This window comes from Aestuariibaculum sediminum, from assembly GCF_014596945.1.
GTDB classification, from domain to species: domain Bacteria; phylum Bacteroidota; class Bacteroidia; order Flavobacteriales; family Flavobacteriaceae; genus Aestuariibaculum; species Aestuariibaculum sediminum.
This window is the reverse complement of the sequence record NZ_JACVXB010000004.1, coordinates 153,280-169,058: the sequence shown is the minus strand read 5'-3', so window position 1 is coordinate 169,058 and position 15,779 is coordinate 153,280. Positions and strand designations below refer to the sequence as shown.

At 34.5% G+C, this 15,779-nt stretch carries 11 protein-coding genes; 6 read left to right on the top strand and 5 right to left on the bottom strand.

What is annotated here, in order from left to right; all coding sequences use genetic code 11:
* The first annotated feature begins 4 nt into the window (after nucleotides 1-4).
* The 3 genes from ICJ83_RS10730 to ICJ83_RS10720 all read left to right on the top strand — a co-directional run bounded on the left by ICJ83_RS10730 (nucleotide 5) and on the right by ICJ83_RS10720 (nucleotide 3,727).
* The gene (locus ICJ83_RS10730; RefSeq protein ID WP_188230394.1) at nucleotides 5-1,411 is read left to right on the top strand and encodes a trypsin-like peptidase domain-containing protein; all 1,407 of its coding nucleotides are present in this window, start codon (nucleotides 5-7) and stop codon (nucleotides 1,409-1,411) included.
* Nucleotides 1,412-1,551: 140 nt separating this feature from the next.
* Nucleotides 1,552-3,000 (top strand): glyceraldehyde-3-phosphate dehydrogenase, encoded by a 1,449-nt coding sequence (locus tag ICJ83_RS10725; RefSeq protein ID WP_188230393.1) that lies wholly within the window; start codon nucleotides 1,552-1,554, stop codon nucleotides 2,998-3,000.
* 202 nt (nucleotides 3,001-3,202) lie between these two features.
* The gene (locus ICJ83_RS10720) at nucleotides 3,203-3,727 is read left to right on the top strand and encodes a hypothetical protein (RefSeq protein ID WP_188230392.1); all 525 of its coding nucleotides are present in this window, start codon (nucleotides 3,203-3,205) and stop codon (nucleotides 3,725-3,727) included.
* Between the two features lie 149 nt (nucleotides 3,728-3,876).
* Here the strand turns inward: ICJ83_RS10720 and ICJ83_RS10715 are convergent, their stop codons facing one another.
* Genes ICJ83_RS10715 through ICJ83_RS10705 form a run of 3 tightly spaced genes read right to left on the bottom strand, consistent with a single transcriptional unit; the run spans nucleotide 3,877 to nucleotide 5,639 of the window.
* Complete coding sequence (locus tag ICJ83_RS10715) at nucleotides 3,877-4,599, bottom strand: pirin family protein (protein WP_188230391.1); 723 nt, start codon at nucleotides 4,597-4,599, stop codon at nucleotides 3,877-3,879.
* A 25-nt stretch (nucleotides 4,600-4,624) separates the two neighbouring features.
* On the bottom strand, nucleotides 4,625-5,062 hold the full coding sequence (locus tag ICJ83_RS10710; RefSeq protein WP_188230390.1) for a MarR family winged helix-turn-helix transcriptional regulator: 438 nt from the start codon (nucleotides 5,060-5,062) through the stop codon (nucleotides 4,625-4,627).
* A 31-nt stretch (nucleotides 5,063-5,093) separates the two neighbouring features.
* Entirely contained in the window at nucleotides 5,094-5,639 is a 546-nt protein-coding gene (locus tag ICJ83_RS10705; protein WP_188230389.1) for an NADPH-dependent FMN reductase, read from the bottom strand.
* A gap of 169 nt (nucleotides 5,640-5,808) precedes the next feature.
* Here ICJ83_RS10705 and ICJ83_RS10700 point away from each other — a divergent pair, with 169 nt between their 5' ends.
* The 3 genes from ICJ83_RS10700 to ICJ83_RS10690 all read left to right on the top strand — a co-directional run bounded on the left by ICJ83_RS10700 (nucleotide 5,809) and on the right by ICJ83_RS10690 (nucleotide 10,150).
* The gene (locus tag ICJ83_RS10700) at nucleotides 5,809-7,713 is read left to right on the top strand and encodes a tetratricopeptide repeat protein (RefSeq protein ID WP_188230388.1); all 1,905 of its coding nucleotides are present in this window, start codon (nucleotides 5,809-5,811) and stop codon (nucleotides 7,711-7,713) included.
* Between the two features lie 285 nt (nucleotides 7,714-7,998).
* Nucleotides 7,999-8,349: a hypothetical protein gene (locus tag ICJ83_RS10695; protein ID WP_188230387.1), complete on the top strand. Its 351-nt coding sequence runs from the start codon at nucleotides 7,999-8,001 to the stop codon at nucleotides 8,347-8,349.
* Nucleotides 8,350-8,521: 172 nt separating this feature from the next.
* The gene (locus tag ICJ83_RS10690) at nucleotides 8,522-10,150 is read left to right on the top strand and encodes an acyl-CoA carboxylase subunit beta (RefSeq protein WP_188230386.1); all 1,629 of its coding nucleotides are present in this window, start codon (nucleotides 8,522-8,524) and stop codon (nucleotides 10,148-10,150) included.
* 19 nt (nucleotides 10,151-10,169) lie between these two features.
* Here ICJ83_RS10690 and ICJ83_RS10685 read toward each other — a convergent pair whose 3' ends face one another.
* Together ICJ83_RS10685 and ICJ83_RS10680 are read right to left on the bottom strand one after the other, a co-directional pair.
* Nucleotides 10,170-12,326 carry a hypothetical protein gene (locus tag ICJ83_RS10685; RefSeq protein ID WP_188230385.1) on the bottom strand — a complete coding sequence of 719 codons (2,157 nt, stop codon included), beginning with the start codon at nucleotides 12,324-12,326 and terminating at the stop codon, nucleotides 10,170-10,172.
* A gap of 10 nt (nucleotides 12,327-12,336) precedes the next feature.
* Nucleotides 12,337-15,762 (bottom strand): DUF4450 domain-containing protein, encoded by a 3,426-nt coding sequence (locus ICJ83_RS10680; protein WP_223154739.1) that lies wholly within the window; start codon nucleotides 15,760-15,762, stop codon nucleotides 12,337-12,339.
* Nucleotides 15,763-15,779 lie beyond the last annotated feature (17 nt).

The window sequence follows — 15,779 nt, the reverse complement described above, 5'->3', positions numbered from 1 at the left end:
CATTATGAAGAAGATTTTCTCATTAGTACTAGTTTCTGCTTTAGGAGGCGCAATTACTCTTGGTGCCTACAAGCTTTTTTTAGAACCTGAAAATAAAGTTCAAATTACGACTGCAGACTCAAACCCAGCTTTTTTACCTGCCAGCAATGTCAATAACTTATTTAAAAATGCTGAAGATGCGCCAGATTTTACCATTGCCGCAGAAAATGCTGTAAACGCCGTAGTTCACGTTAAAAATGTATCAATTAGTTCTGGTCAGATGACATTTGAAGATTTTTTCTTCGGAAGAAGTCCACAACGCACCCAAATGGGAACGGGATCTGGTGTTATTATTAATGCCGATGGATACATTATTACCAACAACCATGTTATAAATAATTCTGACCAACTGTCAGTTACTCTAAATAATAATAAAACGTACGAAGCAGAAATAGTAGGCACAGACCCAAAAACAGATATTGCTTTACTTAAAATTGATGCCGAGGAGGAATTACCTTATGTCACTTTTGCCGATTCCGATCAAGCTAGAATTGGTGAGTGGGTTTTAGCTGTTGGTAATCCTTTTAACTTAACTTCTACAGTCACTGCGGGTATTATAAGTGCGAAGGCCAGAGACCTTTCAGGAAAATCAACACAATCATTTATTCAAACCGATGCCGCTGTAAACCCTGGGAATTCGGGTGGTGCATTGGTAAACACTAATGGTGAATTAATTGGTATTAACACCGCTATTTCATCGCAAACCGGATCGTACATTGGCTACTCGTTTGCCGTACCAAGTAATATTGCGCGACGCGTTATCGAAGATATTATGGAGTATGGTAATGTACAAAATGGTATCTTAGGTATTTCGGGCGGTGCGCTTAACAGTGAAGTTTCTGAGGAATTAGGTGTTAACGATACCGAGGGTATTTATGTTGCCAGCGTTGTAGAAGACTCTGGTGCTGAAAAAGCAGGAATTAAAGAAGGTGACATCATTAAGGAAATAGATCAAATTAAAGTTTCTAAATTTTCTGATTTAACTGGTCATATTGGTGCCCGACGTGTAAATGATGTTGTGGAATTAAAAATATCGCGAGATGGAGAAATTAAAAACGTTAAGGTAACTTTAACCAGAAATGAAACCTTAACCCTACCTTTAGTTGGTCGTGTAAAAAATGCTAAAAAAGAAGATTTAAAACCTTTAAAAGCTGATAACGGTATAAAAATTATTGAACTTAATAAAGAATACGAGGCCTACTGGAAGAAAAACGGTGTTGAAGAAGGCTCAATTATTACATCAATTAATGATGTTAAAATACATTCTGTAGAAGATGCCCAGCAAGCTATAAAAAATCGTTCGTCTTATGAACCTTTGCGAATTGAATTAATAAATACTAAAGGAGAAAAAGAACGCTATAATTTTAGATAATTAACAAAAACAATAAATGTCAAATAACCTCTTATAACATCTGTTTTTAAGAGGTTATTTTTTTGTTAAAACCCGTTACGAAAACGTTTGAAATATGATACTTTTGCTGAACCATTTTTTAAACTAAACGATATAAAGACATGTCTTTAAACAAAAACTACGAAAAGGAATTAGCTTTTCAAGCCGACCGCAGACGAGCCACTGTTGAATTTATTAAAATTGTTAGCGACCTGTGGTACGACAAATCCATCGAACTGGTTTTGTTTCGCAATCAATTAATTGACAGAAATGTGAGTCAAATTTTAAATTTGCACGAATACGCAGGTAAATTTGTTGAAAAACCCATTTCGATTTTCGACTCTGTTGAAATTGCACAGGCGATAAAATCGCTTGACATTGCGCCTTCTAAATTAGATATTGGTAAATTAACTTACGAGTATCATATAGAAGATACCAATTATAACAACGCCAGTAGTTTTATTGCTGAAAAATTAAAAGGTGCGAATAAAAAAAGTGCCTTACTACCAAAAGACGTAGTTCTTTATGGTTTTGGAAGAATTGGACGCTTAGTTGCTCGTGAAATATTAGCCCGTACTGGTAAAGGCAGCCAATTAAGACTGAGAGCTATTGTAACTCGTGGCGCTGTTGATACCCAAGTTTTAGAAAAAAGAGCAGCCTTATTACGAAACGACTCTGTACACGGCGAATTTTCAGGAACCGTATCTGTTGACGCGAAAAATATAGCACTTAATATCAATGGTACTACAGTAAAAATAATTTCGGCAAATACCCCTGAAGAAATTGATTATACCAAATTTGGTATCAATAATGCATTAATTATAGATAATACGGGAGTATTTAGAGACCAAGAAGCTTTAAGCAGACATTTAAAATCAAGAGGCGTTAGTAAAGTGTTATTAACAGCCCCAGGAAAAGGTATACCTAATATTGTTCATGGCGTTAATCATTTAGAATATAATCCGGATACCATTGATATATTCTCAGCTGCTTCATGTACTACAAACGCTATCACACCTGTATTAAAAGTTATTGAGGATACTTACGAAATTAAAAACGGCCATCTAGAAACGATTCACGCCTATACAAACGACCAGAATTTAGTTGATAATTTCCATAATAAATACCGTCGTGGTCGAGCCGCAGCTTTAAATATGGTAATTACCGAAACTGGAGCAGGAAGTGCCGTAGCTAAAGCATTACCAAAATTAGAAGGCAAGTTAACTTCGAATGCCATTCGAGTACCAGTACCAAATGGATCTTTAGCCATTTTAAATCTTGAATTAAATAACAAGACCTCATTAGAGGCATTAAATGCAACCATTAAAAAGCATGCACTTGAAGGTGATTTAGTGGAACAAATAAAATATGAATTGAGTGACGAGCTAGTATCTACCGACATTGTTGGGTGTTCGGCACCTTCCATTTTCGATAGTAAAGCAACTATTGTACGTAAAGATGGTAAAAATGCTATAATCTACGTGTGGTACGATAACGAATATGGTTACAGTCAGCAAGTTATTCGATTAGCAAAATACATTGCTAAAGTGAGACGATATACGTATTACTAAAGATATCAAAAAATAATCTTTGAACCACTTAAAACAAGCCGTTTATAAGAATAAATAGACGGTTAATTTTAAGTGGTTTTTTTATTTTAATTTATTATCTCTCCCTATTTATATCTCTACTAAAAAAATCCTACTATTATTATTGCCTCTAGCTTTAAGATCCTTCAATTAAATATATATTTGCTCACATAAAAAATTGCAAATGAAGAAAACTATAATACTCTTAAGTCTAATCTTTGTAACTATTATTTTAAATGGTTGCAAGGGAACTATCAATACAATAAAATATTCTAATCAAAACAAAGACAACTTTAAAAAAGCCTACATAATATCTTCAGAAGATTCTGAATACATAAAATTCAAATTTGGAAAATTTCAATACGGTGGTTACGTTCCTCCAATCGACGATGAGCCTGAAAAAACTAAAGTTATTGGAAATACCGACACAATAATAAAACAAGAATTAGAGAGATATGGTATTAAGGCTATAATTGGAAAGAAAGGAGATGAACCAATAGACTTTGACTTGATTGTTGAATATAAAGACAAATGGAGGTGGGATTTTAAAAAGATTCTTGACGAACTTGAAATATTATTTATTTCTCCGGATGGAAATGAAATTTTAGCTAAATCTAACTTTAATATATACAAAAACAAAGAACTGCACAATTTTCCAACTCCCGAAAAAGAAGTTCCAAAAATGATTAAAGAATTACTTGAAAAATAAAAAACATATTTTACAATAATCAAAACCCAACGCTTTACCAAAGTGAGACGATATACTTACTATTAGTGGTGCTTTATATTCTTGAAAGTTTACATAAAAAAAGCACTCATGTGAGTGCTTTTTTCTGTTTTTAAATCAGTTCCTTTTTTTTAAAATTCCATAGGAACTTCAATAAATAAAAGACTGGAATCATCTTTGGCCTCTATATCGAACGATTTTGTTTCTGATACTCCTACGGCATCTCGCGTTTCTAATTGTTTTCCATCAATTAATACTTCTCCAAAAATAGTCATAACGTAAACACCATGTTTTTCGCTTTTTAATGTATAATTGAAGGTTTTTCCTTTGTCTAAATCAATTCTTGATAATACTGCATCCTGATGAATTTTTAAACTGTCCTCATGATTTTCATCTATTGAAGTCACTAGCGTTTGCAATTTATTTTTTCGTTCTGATGCATCAAACGCTTTCTGATCGTAGCGCGGTGTAACTTGTTGTTTATTCGGAAATATCCAGATTTGAAACAAACCTAAATGCTCATCATTAGACCCGTTAATTTCAGAATGTTGTACACCACTACCAGCCGACATCACTTGTACCTCCCCTGGTAAAACTTGTTGCCATTCGTTATGCATAGAATCTCTATGTTTAAGCACGCCTTTTAAAGGAATGGTAATAATTTCCATGTTATCGTGTGGATGCGTTCCGAAACCCATTTTAGGCGCTATCATATCATCATTCAAAACCCTTAAAGCCCCAAAATGAACTTTTTCAGGATTGTAAAATCCAGCAAAACTAAAAGAGTGATTAGCTTGTAACCAACCATGATTTGCAAATCCTCTACTATCTGATTTATGAATTATTGTTTTCATTTTAATGTCCTTTCTTTGTTTGTGTTTACCTCATTTTATCCAACAAATCACTTAATTGCTTTGCTTCGGATTCATTGAGGTCTTTTATTAAATTCGTATTAAAATCATCTGGGATAGATTCTAACAACTGTAATCCTTTTTTTGTTATAGCTATTTTAACAACCCGTCTATCATGGGCACATGGTAAACGTTCAATTAATTGTTTTGCACATAATTTATCCATTAACCTAGTGGCGTTAGGAGCCCGGTCAATCATTCTATCTTTTATAATCTTCACGTTTAATGGCTCAGAAGCTCCGCGAAGAATACGTAAAATATTAAATTGCTGTGGCGAAATACCAAATGGCTTAAAAAATTCATTTTGGCAACTTGTTATCCAACTGGCGGTAAACAAAATATTTATAAGAGCCTTTTGTTTTTGACTCACAAATTTGGATTTTATTTCCTTAGCTAAATCTCCCATACCTGCTTATTTTTATAGCAAATCTTCATTATTATACGCTTTGTTCTTGCATTGCGTTTTCCAATTGTTTCACGGCATCTACCAATTTAGAATTCAATTCTTCATCTGTAATTTTATCATTTTCAAAATTATCCTTAAAAAAAGGCAGTGAGAAAACGTCTATAATGTTAGCATTATGACGAGGAAAACGATCTTGCGCTATTCCTAAAACAGACAAACCGCCTCGACCTCCAGGAGAAGTAGCCATTAACAACATCGGCTTATCGAAAAAGGTTTTGCCTTCAATTCGCGACATCCAGTCAAATAAATTTTTAAAAACTGTAGTATAAGCCCCATTGTGCTCAGCCAACGACAATAAAATACCATCAGAGTTTTTAATTAATTCTAAAAATTTATAGGCATTATCTGGTATTCCATGCTCATTTTCATAATCTATTCCGTATAAAGGCAGCAGGAAATCATTTAAATCCAGAATGTTTACATTGGCATTATCAACTAAGCTTGCTGCATAGGTAACCAATTGTTTGTTTATAGAATTTTTACTATTAGATCCTGCGAAAGCTACAATTTGTTTCATCTCTTACTTCTATGTTTTATTATTTATATTCAAAGATACAATAAAAATTTTTATTTTCCAAGGAAACTATTTCCATGTAATTTTATTCATTAACTTTCTTTTAATGTTATTGCTAGTTTTTATAAATTTAACGCAGACCAAAAAAATAATATCTTTAACTAATTATAGAATGAATATATATAGACATATTCTATTTTTCTTATCCTTTATATTTGTCATTAGCTGTCAAAATGAAAAGATAATAGAAAATACATTTGACAACCATATAGAACTTTCGAACGAGTTAAAAAATGCAATACGAAATATCAAAAAAATTGAATATAGTAATGTCAATTTATTAACGACCGCCGCTAAAAACCTCAATAAGATAGATGATAAGTACGCACGAATTTATTCTAAATTTTATCAAAATAAAGCAGAGTTTTTAAAGGAAAGTAACCCAGAATCCTTACATTCATTCGATTCCATTTACGACGAGCTTAAAGAAAAAAAGCTGTACAAGCTAATGGCAGAAATTGATATCCTTTCCGCTTACACTAACCATAGGTACGATAATTATACTAAGGTAGAGGAACACGTAAGAAAAAGTTTTGAATATTGCTTTTCAAATGATATGGAATTAGAACGGTACGCCTTAGTTTACGGAATTTCTGCGACCGCAATAGCTAATTCTCCAAAGGAAAAAAAAGAAGAAATTTTATCTATTCTGGAAGACTTAAATAAATATAAATGGACTTATTACCATTCTCGAGTATACGAAAATTTAGCTTATGCTTACACACACCTAAAAGATTTTGAAGAAGCCAATAGAATAATGTCGGTTTGCTTAGAAAATAATACCAATAATGGCTTTTTATACGAACTTGCCAATAATTACGAAGTATATGCTTTAATTCAAAAATTATTACACGATGACAGCAGCCTATACATTAAAAATTTTCTAAAAAGTATCGAGGCAAGAAAATCTTTTGGTATGCACAATTTAAGTTTAGCCTATAGGCTGATTGGGCATCAATATTTTGAAATTGGTAATTTTCAAAAAGCTGTTGAATATTATCTAAAAACCGTTGAGTCTGACAAAGAAAATCAAGACTCGTTAGCCGAAGATTACGCCTATGCTGGTTGGGCTTACTTCCAATTAGATCATGATAACAATTTCAAAAAAGCAGATGCGTATTTAGATAAATCACTCTCTCTTTCAGAAAAAGGTAGTATCGATTATGAAATGGCTTTAGAACGAAAAATATGGATTAGGCAAATATTAAATAAAACTCAAGAAGTTGAGCAGTTAAGATTATTAATGCTACAATCCAGAAATTTAACGACTAGAAATTTAAACAATCAGGCCCTGAAAGATTTAAAAACAAATACGCTATTAGAATTAAAATCTAAAAACTATCGTCTGGCGACACTTGAAATGAATGAAAAAATATCTAAAAATAAGTTATCATTTCAGCGAATTTTTAATTTTGGTCTGGTTATCTTACTTATCATTCTCTTACTGTTTCTTCTTCAAATTCGTAAAAACCTAAAAAATTATAAGGTTATAAAAACATTAAATCAAAAGCTGCAGAAGAGTGTAAAAGAAATTGAAAACCAAAACAACAGTTTAAACGAAAAAAATAATGAAATAACAAAACTCTTGGAACATAACGAAAGAACTCTTTTCGCTAGAGTTCTAAAAATATCTACTTATAAAGACGCTATTGATAATTTAATAAAAGACATTTCCAAAACTATAGATACTTCAACGGCTGTGCCAGTTAAAGAAGTAATAAATATTCAGAAACAATTAAAATCAATTATAACAGAAGATGAAATATGGGAAGATTTCAAATTTCAATTTGAAAAAACTAGACCTGGATTTCTAAAGAAATTAAACGATGTAGCTCCCAATTTATCTGTAAACGACATTAAACATTGTACTTATTTATTACTTAATTTAAAAACCAAGGAAGTTGCCCAACTAATAAATATTACCCCCAGAAGTGTAGAAACTGCACGTTATAGATTAAAGAGAAAACTAGGTTTACAAAACGACGACAATTTATTTCAATATTTGAATAGTTTATAAAACCCTACCTATAAATTTGGCAACCCTTTACACCTACCAAACCTAAGTAGCATAAAAATAACACATCATTATTTTTTGCTTAGAAATAATGCAAACATTCCCAAAAGCGCGCAACAGCATTTAATTTTATATTTTTAATTAACCATAAATAATTATATTCTATATCGTGTTATAAAAAAACACTACATAACCACTACATAACTATAAAATAGCCACTACCTTGATACTACTATAAAAATTTGGTGGAAGGGTTAAATACTTTTGACCCAACAAAATCCAGTAACCATGAAAACAACTAACATTTTTAAATCGACAAATAATAATTATTTAAAAAGCATCTTGCATGCATCATATATAAGCTACAAAAATATATACACATGGCATTTAACAATAACTATAAAACCTGTATTACATAAATTCGAGCTAAAAGAAACCATGTTGGAAGTAGAGAATAAGTTAAAAAACACTATTGAAAAGTATGGTAGTTTAAAAGAAGTTATGATATGCTCACAAAAACATAAAAAAACATTGCATTGGTTATTCGATAATCAAAAAATTAATTATTATGAATTAAAGGAAATTATTGAAAATTTAGAAACATATCACAATGTTGATATTTACCTAAATCAATTGTAGCCCCACTACATAAACTTAACCTAATCTATTCATTAATTTCCGTAACAGCTGCGAATCGAGACATTAATTTTATTAATACGATTAGTAGCTGTTTCTTTTTAATTTTATACTCATTCAATCTTTATATAAATTCAAACTAACATTTTGTATTTTAGCCAGAAATTAGACATCAATGGATTTAAACTTCAATAAAAACGAAGATCATAATAAACTTTTAGTTTCCGAACTAAATAAACGTTTGGCAAAAATAAAATTAGGTGGCGGAGCTAAAAACATTGAAAAGCTTCACGCCAAAGGTAAAATGACTGCCCGAGAACGCATTGATTATTTGTTGGACGATAAAGCTAAATCCATTGAAATTGCCGCTTTTGCAGGTGAAGAAATGTACAAAGAACACGGCGGTTGCCCGTCGGCCGGTGTTGTTGTTAAAATTGGCTATATAAAAGGAAAACAATGTATTGTTGTGGCTAATGACGCAACCGTAAAAGCAGGCGCTTGGTTTCCTATTACAGCAAAAAAAAATTTAAGAGCACAGGAAATCGCCATCGAAAATAAATTACCTATAATTTATTTGGTAGATAGTGCTGGGGTCTACCTACCCTTACAGGATGAGATTTTTCCTGATAAAGAACATTTCGGACGTATTTTTAGAAACAATGCCATAATGAGCAGCATGGGGATTACGCAAATTGCTGCGGTTATGGGAAGCTGTGTTGCGGGAGGCGCCTACCTTCCTATTATGAGTGATGAAGCCTTAATTGTTGATAAAACCGGAAGCATTTTTTTGGCGGGAAGTTATTTAGTAAAAGCTGCCATTGGTGAAACTATTGATAATGAAACTTTAGGTGGCGCAACAACGCATTGTGAAATTTCTGGAGTGACCGATTATAAAGCTAAAGATGATAAAGATGCTTTAGATACGATTAAAAATATTGTTGATAAAATTGGAGATTATCAGAAGGCTGGATTTAACAGAACTGAACCCAAAAAACCGAAAGAAAATCCAGAAGACATTTATGGTATTTTACCAAAATCTAGAGCCGACCAGTATGATTCGTACGAAATCATAAAACGTTTGGTAGATAATTCGGAGTTTGAGGAATATAAAGCAGGCTTCGGAAAATCTATTATTACATGCTATGCCAGAATTGATGGTTGGGCTGTTGGTATTGTTGCCAATCAGCGTAAACTGGTTAAAACAAAACAAGGAGAAATGCAATTTGGCGGCGTCATTTACAACGACAGTGCCGACAAAGCTACGCGGTTTATTGCAAATTGTAATCAAAAGAAGATTCCTTTAGTGTTTTTACAAGATGTTACTGGATTTATGGTGGGTAGCAAAAGTGAACATGGCGGTATTATAAAAGACGGTGCTAAAATGGTAAATGCTGTTAGTAATTCGGTAGTACCTAAGTTTACGGTAGTTATAGGCAACAGTTATGGCGCTGGTAATTATGCTATGTGTGGTAAAGCTTACGACCCAAGACTTATAGTTGCCTGGCCTAGTGCCGAATTGGCGGTGATGAGTGGTAACTCGGCAGCCAAAGTCTTGCTTCAAATTGAAACGGCGTCTTTAAAGAAAAGAGGTGAAACCATAACCCCTGAAAAAGAAGAAGCCCTATTTAATAATATAAAATCGAGATACGATGCCCAAGTTTCACCATATTATGCCGCAGCACGTATTTGGACAGATGCTATTATAAATCCGTTAGACACCAGAACATGGATTAGCATGGGCATTGAAGCCGCCAACCATGCTCCTATTGAAAAACCCTTTAATTTGGGCGTAATTCAAGTGTAAATCGTAATTTACTTTTTTTTTAAGGCATCGGTTGTAGGCCTTCCCATTTTACATCCCATTTCCCATTTTTTGGAAACCCGGGGTTTTTAGTGGAGCAACCATCATAACCTGCGCACATTAAAGCTATAGCAGATAGCAAACCACCATTGCCTGGCAAATACAAGGTTAGTCGTGGCGTTTGGTAATTATGTCCATTGGGGAGATATGTATTGGTTATTTCATCTCTTAACAAAGCTTTTATAGCATCTTCTGGTCGGTTAAGTCTGGTCGCTGTCATGGCCTCTAAAGGAAAATCCCATCCCCAAGTATGATCCCAGTGCCAAACTGCATCAACAGTATTAAAGGTATTATTCATGATTTCCATATTAACATAATTATTGCTTGGTAGTATACTTAAGGCTCCTAAAACCGCTGGATGATCGATGGTGTGCTTGCTCGATGGTGAATACGAATCTAGAACACTTTCGGCAGCTAAGTAAACTCCTTCCTTTTGAGCCATTGGCGATAATTTATCGATTACCTGCTGCCAGGCTTGATCTTTAGGCATTCCAAGACGTGAACGCCATTGTTGAGCCTTTTCTAAAGCCCATTTCCAATAAGCTAATTCAAATGGCGAATTATAAGTTTCTGTTTTATTAAAACATTCTTGCGCAGGAATAATTCCTTGACCTAAGATATAGCGGTCGTTTTCTGCATCGTAATGTGCAAAGGAAGCCATAAAATCGGCCGTAGAGAAAATGAGTGTTTTAAATTTTTCAAGCTGTTCTTGTGATGGGTTGTTTCTATAAATCAACTCAGCTAAATAAATAACATGTGGCTGCTGCCATATTAAAAACGACCCTACGTTAGACGGCGCTTCATCAGCATTATGATCGGTCATTTTTTGCCAACGTACACCTTTATATCCCTGTCGTTCAGCAATTAATTTAGCTTTATCAAAAGCATCAAAATACCATCCTATACTCTGCTCTAATAATGCTGTTCTGCCCCAAAGCGGATAATGCGCGCTATGCCACCAATACATTTCCATATGCGGTTTACCATACCAACTATTATAAGTTAAGCCTGTTTCTTGTATAGGGTAATGTCCGGCACATTGTAATCGTGTTAAGTATTGCGAAAGTACCACCCGTCGTTCAATTTCAAAAGCTCTAGGGTCTGTACATGCCGAAAAATCGACAGCAGCTCCCGATTGCCAAAAAGACTCCCAGGCAATAATGCTATGGTTTTCAACATCTTTAAAACTCATGGATGTTTTGGGAGTTTCTGGAGCAAACTCAACAGCGACTTCAAAACAATCTGACGCCTTTGGTAAAATCATGTAATAATGAGGTTGCACTTCTGTTATTTGACTATCCACATTTAACTTGGCCTTTACCACATAATTATCGTTGTCTAATTTTCTATGAAACACAACCGTTTGTTCTTCTATTATATTTGCTTTAGTTTGATGTAAATCTGAATGTTCGTAATTTGTACCACGGTCTGAAAAAGCATTTGTTGGGTAGGGAAACCTAAATTTCAACTTAATACGGCCTTCTTGTAATAACGGCGACTCTACTTTTGCAGCGATGCCATCTTTATTTGCATCGGCGTATGTGGTTACTTTTACAGGTATGCCTTCAACTGAAAACTGACTTTCAATTTTACCCGTCCATAAATCCAATTCCTGATGAATCTGTTTCAAATCGGTCGGTCCAGCAGAGCTTCCATTGGCTTTTAAAATCTCCAAACCAATATTTCCTAATTGCAAGCGATGCGGATTCGCCCTGAAATAATCGGCAGCATCGTTTCTTCGTATATTTTCTCGATCCTGAATGGCATACAAACGGTTTGGGTTTTCATTAAAATTATAGGCTTTCAATGTTTCTGTAAATTGATAATCAGCCTGATTTGGAAACGTATGCCAGCCCCACTCCGATTGTGTTCCAAGCGGTACGCCGTTTTGATAAAATTCCGGGAACGATTGCAAACCTGTTACATCTACAGTAAATGCAAATTTACCATTTCCAACACTTAAGGATCCTAGAGTGTCAATAGTTGAAATTTTCACATGATGTCTAGATACCACAGCCTTACGATCTATTGTATTCGTAATGGGTTGCGATTTTTCTTGGCAGCAATATAGGCTAGAAGACAAAATAATTAATAGGTAAAACCAGTTAAGCTGTTTCATTTTATCATTTTTATTTCATTAAAGTTAGGCTCATTAAACCAATAACCACCTCGTTGGCCACCGCTTTAATTTCTATTTTTTCTAAAGTCTTTAAAGGGTTTAAAGGCAAATCCAAAAGTGTCCCTGCCCCTCCTTCTATACCGTAGTTAGAAAAACCTTTTATAGGCTTAAAATCTTTAAAGTTTCTTGTAATCTCCCCAGATTTAAAATACACTCTTGGTGGCTTAGGTGCATTAGTAGTAAAAGCAAGACCGTCAATAAAATAATCTTGTTCTATCGGCCACCAGTTTTCTGGGTTCTTTAGGGCTAGGGTTTCAAAAGTTCCATCGGTGTAATACACCGTTATTTCGCCGTTAACAACGCGACTTTGCATAGGGTTTGTCGTTCCAGCCATCATAAAATAGGCATGTTTAGCTTGTCCTGAAAGTGGAATCTCTATTTGATTTGGAAAATTATCCCATTGCGATACAAACGCTATATTTTTTGTATTGGGGTTTGAAGGTGTTTTAAAAGGAATATGTTGCGGAGTAATAATGGTATTGTTATTTCCTGCTTTTTTACGCAATCCAGAATCATCGATTACAGGCTGTATATATGGGTAACACCAATTACCAATACCTTGGGTTGGCAATTGTAACGTTGGCGATGTGGGACGCGGACTTAAATACGTTTCTTGAAAAATATGATTGACGTTACTGTTAAAAAACGGATTTAAATTAACCATACTAAAGTTTGTGTTTTTAGGTAAAGTAGTCTCCCATTTTTGAAACTTTGATGATTTATCAGGTTGTAAAACATCTACGTGAATTGGCTGCCACCAATGTAAATCATTCTGTTTTAGTTGAACAAAAAAGGTTTTATGTCCTTTTTGGGCATTAATTTCAAAATCAAGTGCGTGGCTGGTTTTGTTTAATGATTTAATAGCTAATTGAGGATTATAAACCTGAATGATTTCGGCTTTATCTGTTACGAATGACTTTATGTCTTCCTGTAAACCAATAAACTCGAATTTGGGATGCTCCAGCAATGCCTTATGCCATTTGATTTTAATAGTATAACTTTTAGAATAAGGGCTTTCAATAATTAATTTTGGAAGCCCCACGGCTTTCATGTTTAACGACCAATCGACTTTTTTTCCATTTACTTTAACATATTCAATACCCGAATTAAAAACATTAATTTCTAAACGGAGTTTCATATGCTTTTTTAAATGAGATTGTATCTTATATTCTGAAAGCAAATTGTTTCTTTGAAACTCTAATCTAACATCTGGAATACTAAGCGAAGCTTGATCCCATTTTTTTGGGAATCCTGGTCTAATAAACAAGGTATCTTTTATAGCATTAGGCTGAATTCCAAATAAACCCTCTACCAACGAGCGCGCTGCCATACCAATCGGGTCTGCAAAATCGCGATATAATTCACCTCGCATGGCATCATAATATGATAATTGTTGAAAACCACCTGGCGAAGCCCCCAAAAACATACTTTCTACTAAGGCACTTTTCCAAAGTTTGTAGGCTGTTTCATTTCTTCCACCCTGCCAGTAGGCTAAAGCAGTATGCAGATTTTCAGATAAAGCCACGTTATTAACAGACCATGTATAAGGTTGCCAGTTAGTAGTAGCTATCAATTTTAAATCGTTGAAAGGCAATCCTTCTGCTGTTATGGGAATGTGTGGAATTTCAGTATCGACATACCGCAATGACTGATATGCTTGAAATTGGTTGGCTATGTTTTCATCTAAACTATGATAAATTGTCCAAACACCCGGATAATCGTGTACCAATTGATTCCCGAGCAAATCTTTATGTTCAGCAAACACACCCTTTTCGGGAACCCACAGCTCTTTATTGATAGCCAATTTGATGCGTTTGGCTTCATTACTGTATTTAGAGGCATCTTCACCCAAAAGTTTGGCAATCCTTGCTGCCCACACATTGGCCGAATAATTATACGCTGAAGCATAAGTTACCCCACCGCCCATATATTGTAATGCATCACTTGCCCAAATGGCGGCATACGCATCGTAAAGACCGTCGTTATTGGCATCAAAATTACGTTTCTCCCATTCTAAATGCCGTTTTACAACGGGCCACATACTTCGCATAAAGTCTAAATCACCTGTCCATTGATACCCTCTTAATACCTGATTAATAAATACCGAATTCATATCGTAATGGTGGGCTTTAGTTTTATTGTTGGGATAGCGACTAATATAACCACGACTAAACATAGCTGTGCCCAAAACTTCCTTTTGTCTAGCAAAGTGCCTTGAACTATCTAGTACAACTGGGCCTGATTCAGGCTCTAAAATCTGTGAATCGCCGTAACTCTTAAAATGCAACTCCGCCCGATCATGCCACCCTAAAGGATGCGCCACATATGCTCCTCGCCAAGCATTTAAATGCATACGCCATGCTACAGCACCGTGTAAATAAGCAGGAGATTCCCAAATGGCATCACCAGCCACCGCCAATGCACCTCCTAAACTATTGATATATGCATCGGGGGTTTTTAAAACGACACGTTTACGCAAAACCTCTACTTTTTTTAAAGCCTCATTAAATTCGGAACTTATCTGAGATTGTTTGGTGTGTAATAAATCATGAGCTTGTTCAAGCTTCCAAAATAGGTTTTGGTTATTTTTTAAAGGCAGTTTACCAATAATTACCGGTAAAAATTTTAATGTTGAATTTATTGCTTCTTCAGGAGAAGATAACGCATTGGCTTCAGAGAAAAGGACTTTCGACTTTGGAAAAGATCCCACAACACTTTTGTTATTACCCGTTTTTTGCTTGTTGCTTTCTGAGCCATAATGCAACAAAAACGTCTGGTTTTCTAGTTTATATTGATTGTTAACACAATTTTCTGGAAGTAAATAAAATACTGATTCTGGATCGGCTCCTATATCTCCATCGCGATGAAACTTTTCCCCAGAAGCACCTCCATAACACCAAATCAGGTTTACCTGTTTTGGTAGGTTTATTGGTACGACTTTAATTAAGAGTGCTTCGGTTTTAGCATGAGCTAAAACTTCTATTTTTATTTGACCATCTTGCAATAATGCGTCCGTAATTATGTAACGCATCATACCTGGAATATATTCTGTTTGAATACTATCGCATTTTGAAATCCACTTATCTTGGTTGCTTGTTGAAATTCCAAATCTAAAATTACCTCCCATACCGGGCATGTATAGCGCGAATTCAGGAAGGTCACCGGCTTCTACCCGAAAGCCTGTATTTGTGCCGTAAAGTGCCCTATTAAATTTTCTAGTGCCGTTTTTTAGTATGAACGTATCCCCCTTAGGGTAATAATGAAGTTTTCTAGTCTGTGTCTGTAAACCTGAATAATCTTGGGCAGGTGCTTGAAACGGAAACCCCATAATAAAACACAAACCGATAAAAATTACGCAAGATTGTAGCACCTTCATTATAAAAAATTATTGTA

Excerpts from the sequence above, each read along its gene's own strand:
- ICJ83_RS10730 (WP_188230394.1), top strand. The coding sequence starts at position 5 with ATGAAGAAGATTTTCTCATTAGTACTAGTTTCTGCTTTAGGAGGCGCA.
- ICJ83_RS10725 (WP_188230393.1), top strand. The coding sequence starts at position 1,552 with ATGTCTTTAAACAAAAACTACGAAAAGGAATTAGCTTTTCAAGCCGAC.
- ICJ83_RS10720 (WP_188230392.1), top strand. The coding sequence starts at position 3,203 with ATGAAGAAAACTATAATACTCTTAAGTCTAATCTTTGTAACTATTATT.
- ICJ83_RS10715 (WP_188230391.1), bottom strand. The coding sequence starts at position 4,599 with ATGAAAACAATAATTCATAAATCAGATAGTAGAGGATTTGCAAATCAT.
- ICJ83_RS10710 (WP_188230390.1), bottom strand. The coding sequence starts at position 5,062 with ATGGGAGATTTAGCTAAGGAAATAAAATCCAAATTTGTGAGTCAAAAA.
- ICJ83_RS10705 (WP_188230389.1), bottom strand. The coding sequence starts at position 5,639 with ATGAAACAAATTGTAGCTTTCGCAGGATCTAATAGTAAAAATTCTATA.
- ICJ83_RS10700 (WP_188230388.1), top strand. The coding sequence starts at position 5,809 with ATGAATATATATAGACATATTCTATTTTTCTTATCCTTTATATTTGTC.
- ICJ83_RS10695 (WP_188230387.1), top strand. The coding sequence starts at position 7,999 with ATGAAAACAACTAACATTTTTAAATCGACAAATAATAATTATTTAAAA.
- ICJ83_RS10690 (WP_188230386.1), top strand. The coding sequence starts at position 8,522 with ATGGATTTAAACTTCAATAAAAACGAAGATCATAATAAACTTTTAGTT.
- ICJ83_RS10685 (WP_188230385.1), bottom strand. The coding sequence starts at position 12,326 with ATGAAACAGCTTAACTGGTTTTACCTATTAATTATTTTGTCTTCTAGC.
- ICJ83_RS10680 (WP_223154739.1), bottom strand. The coding sequence starts at position 15,762 with ATGAAGGTGCTACAATCTTGCGTAATTTTTATCGGTTTGTGTTTTATT.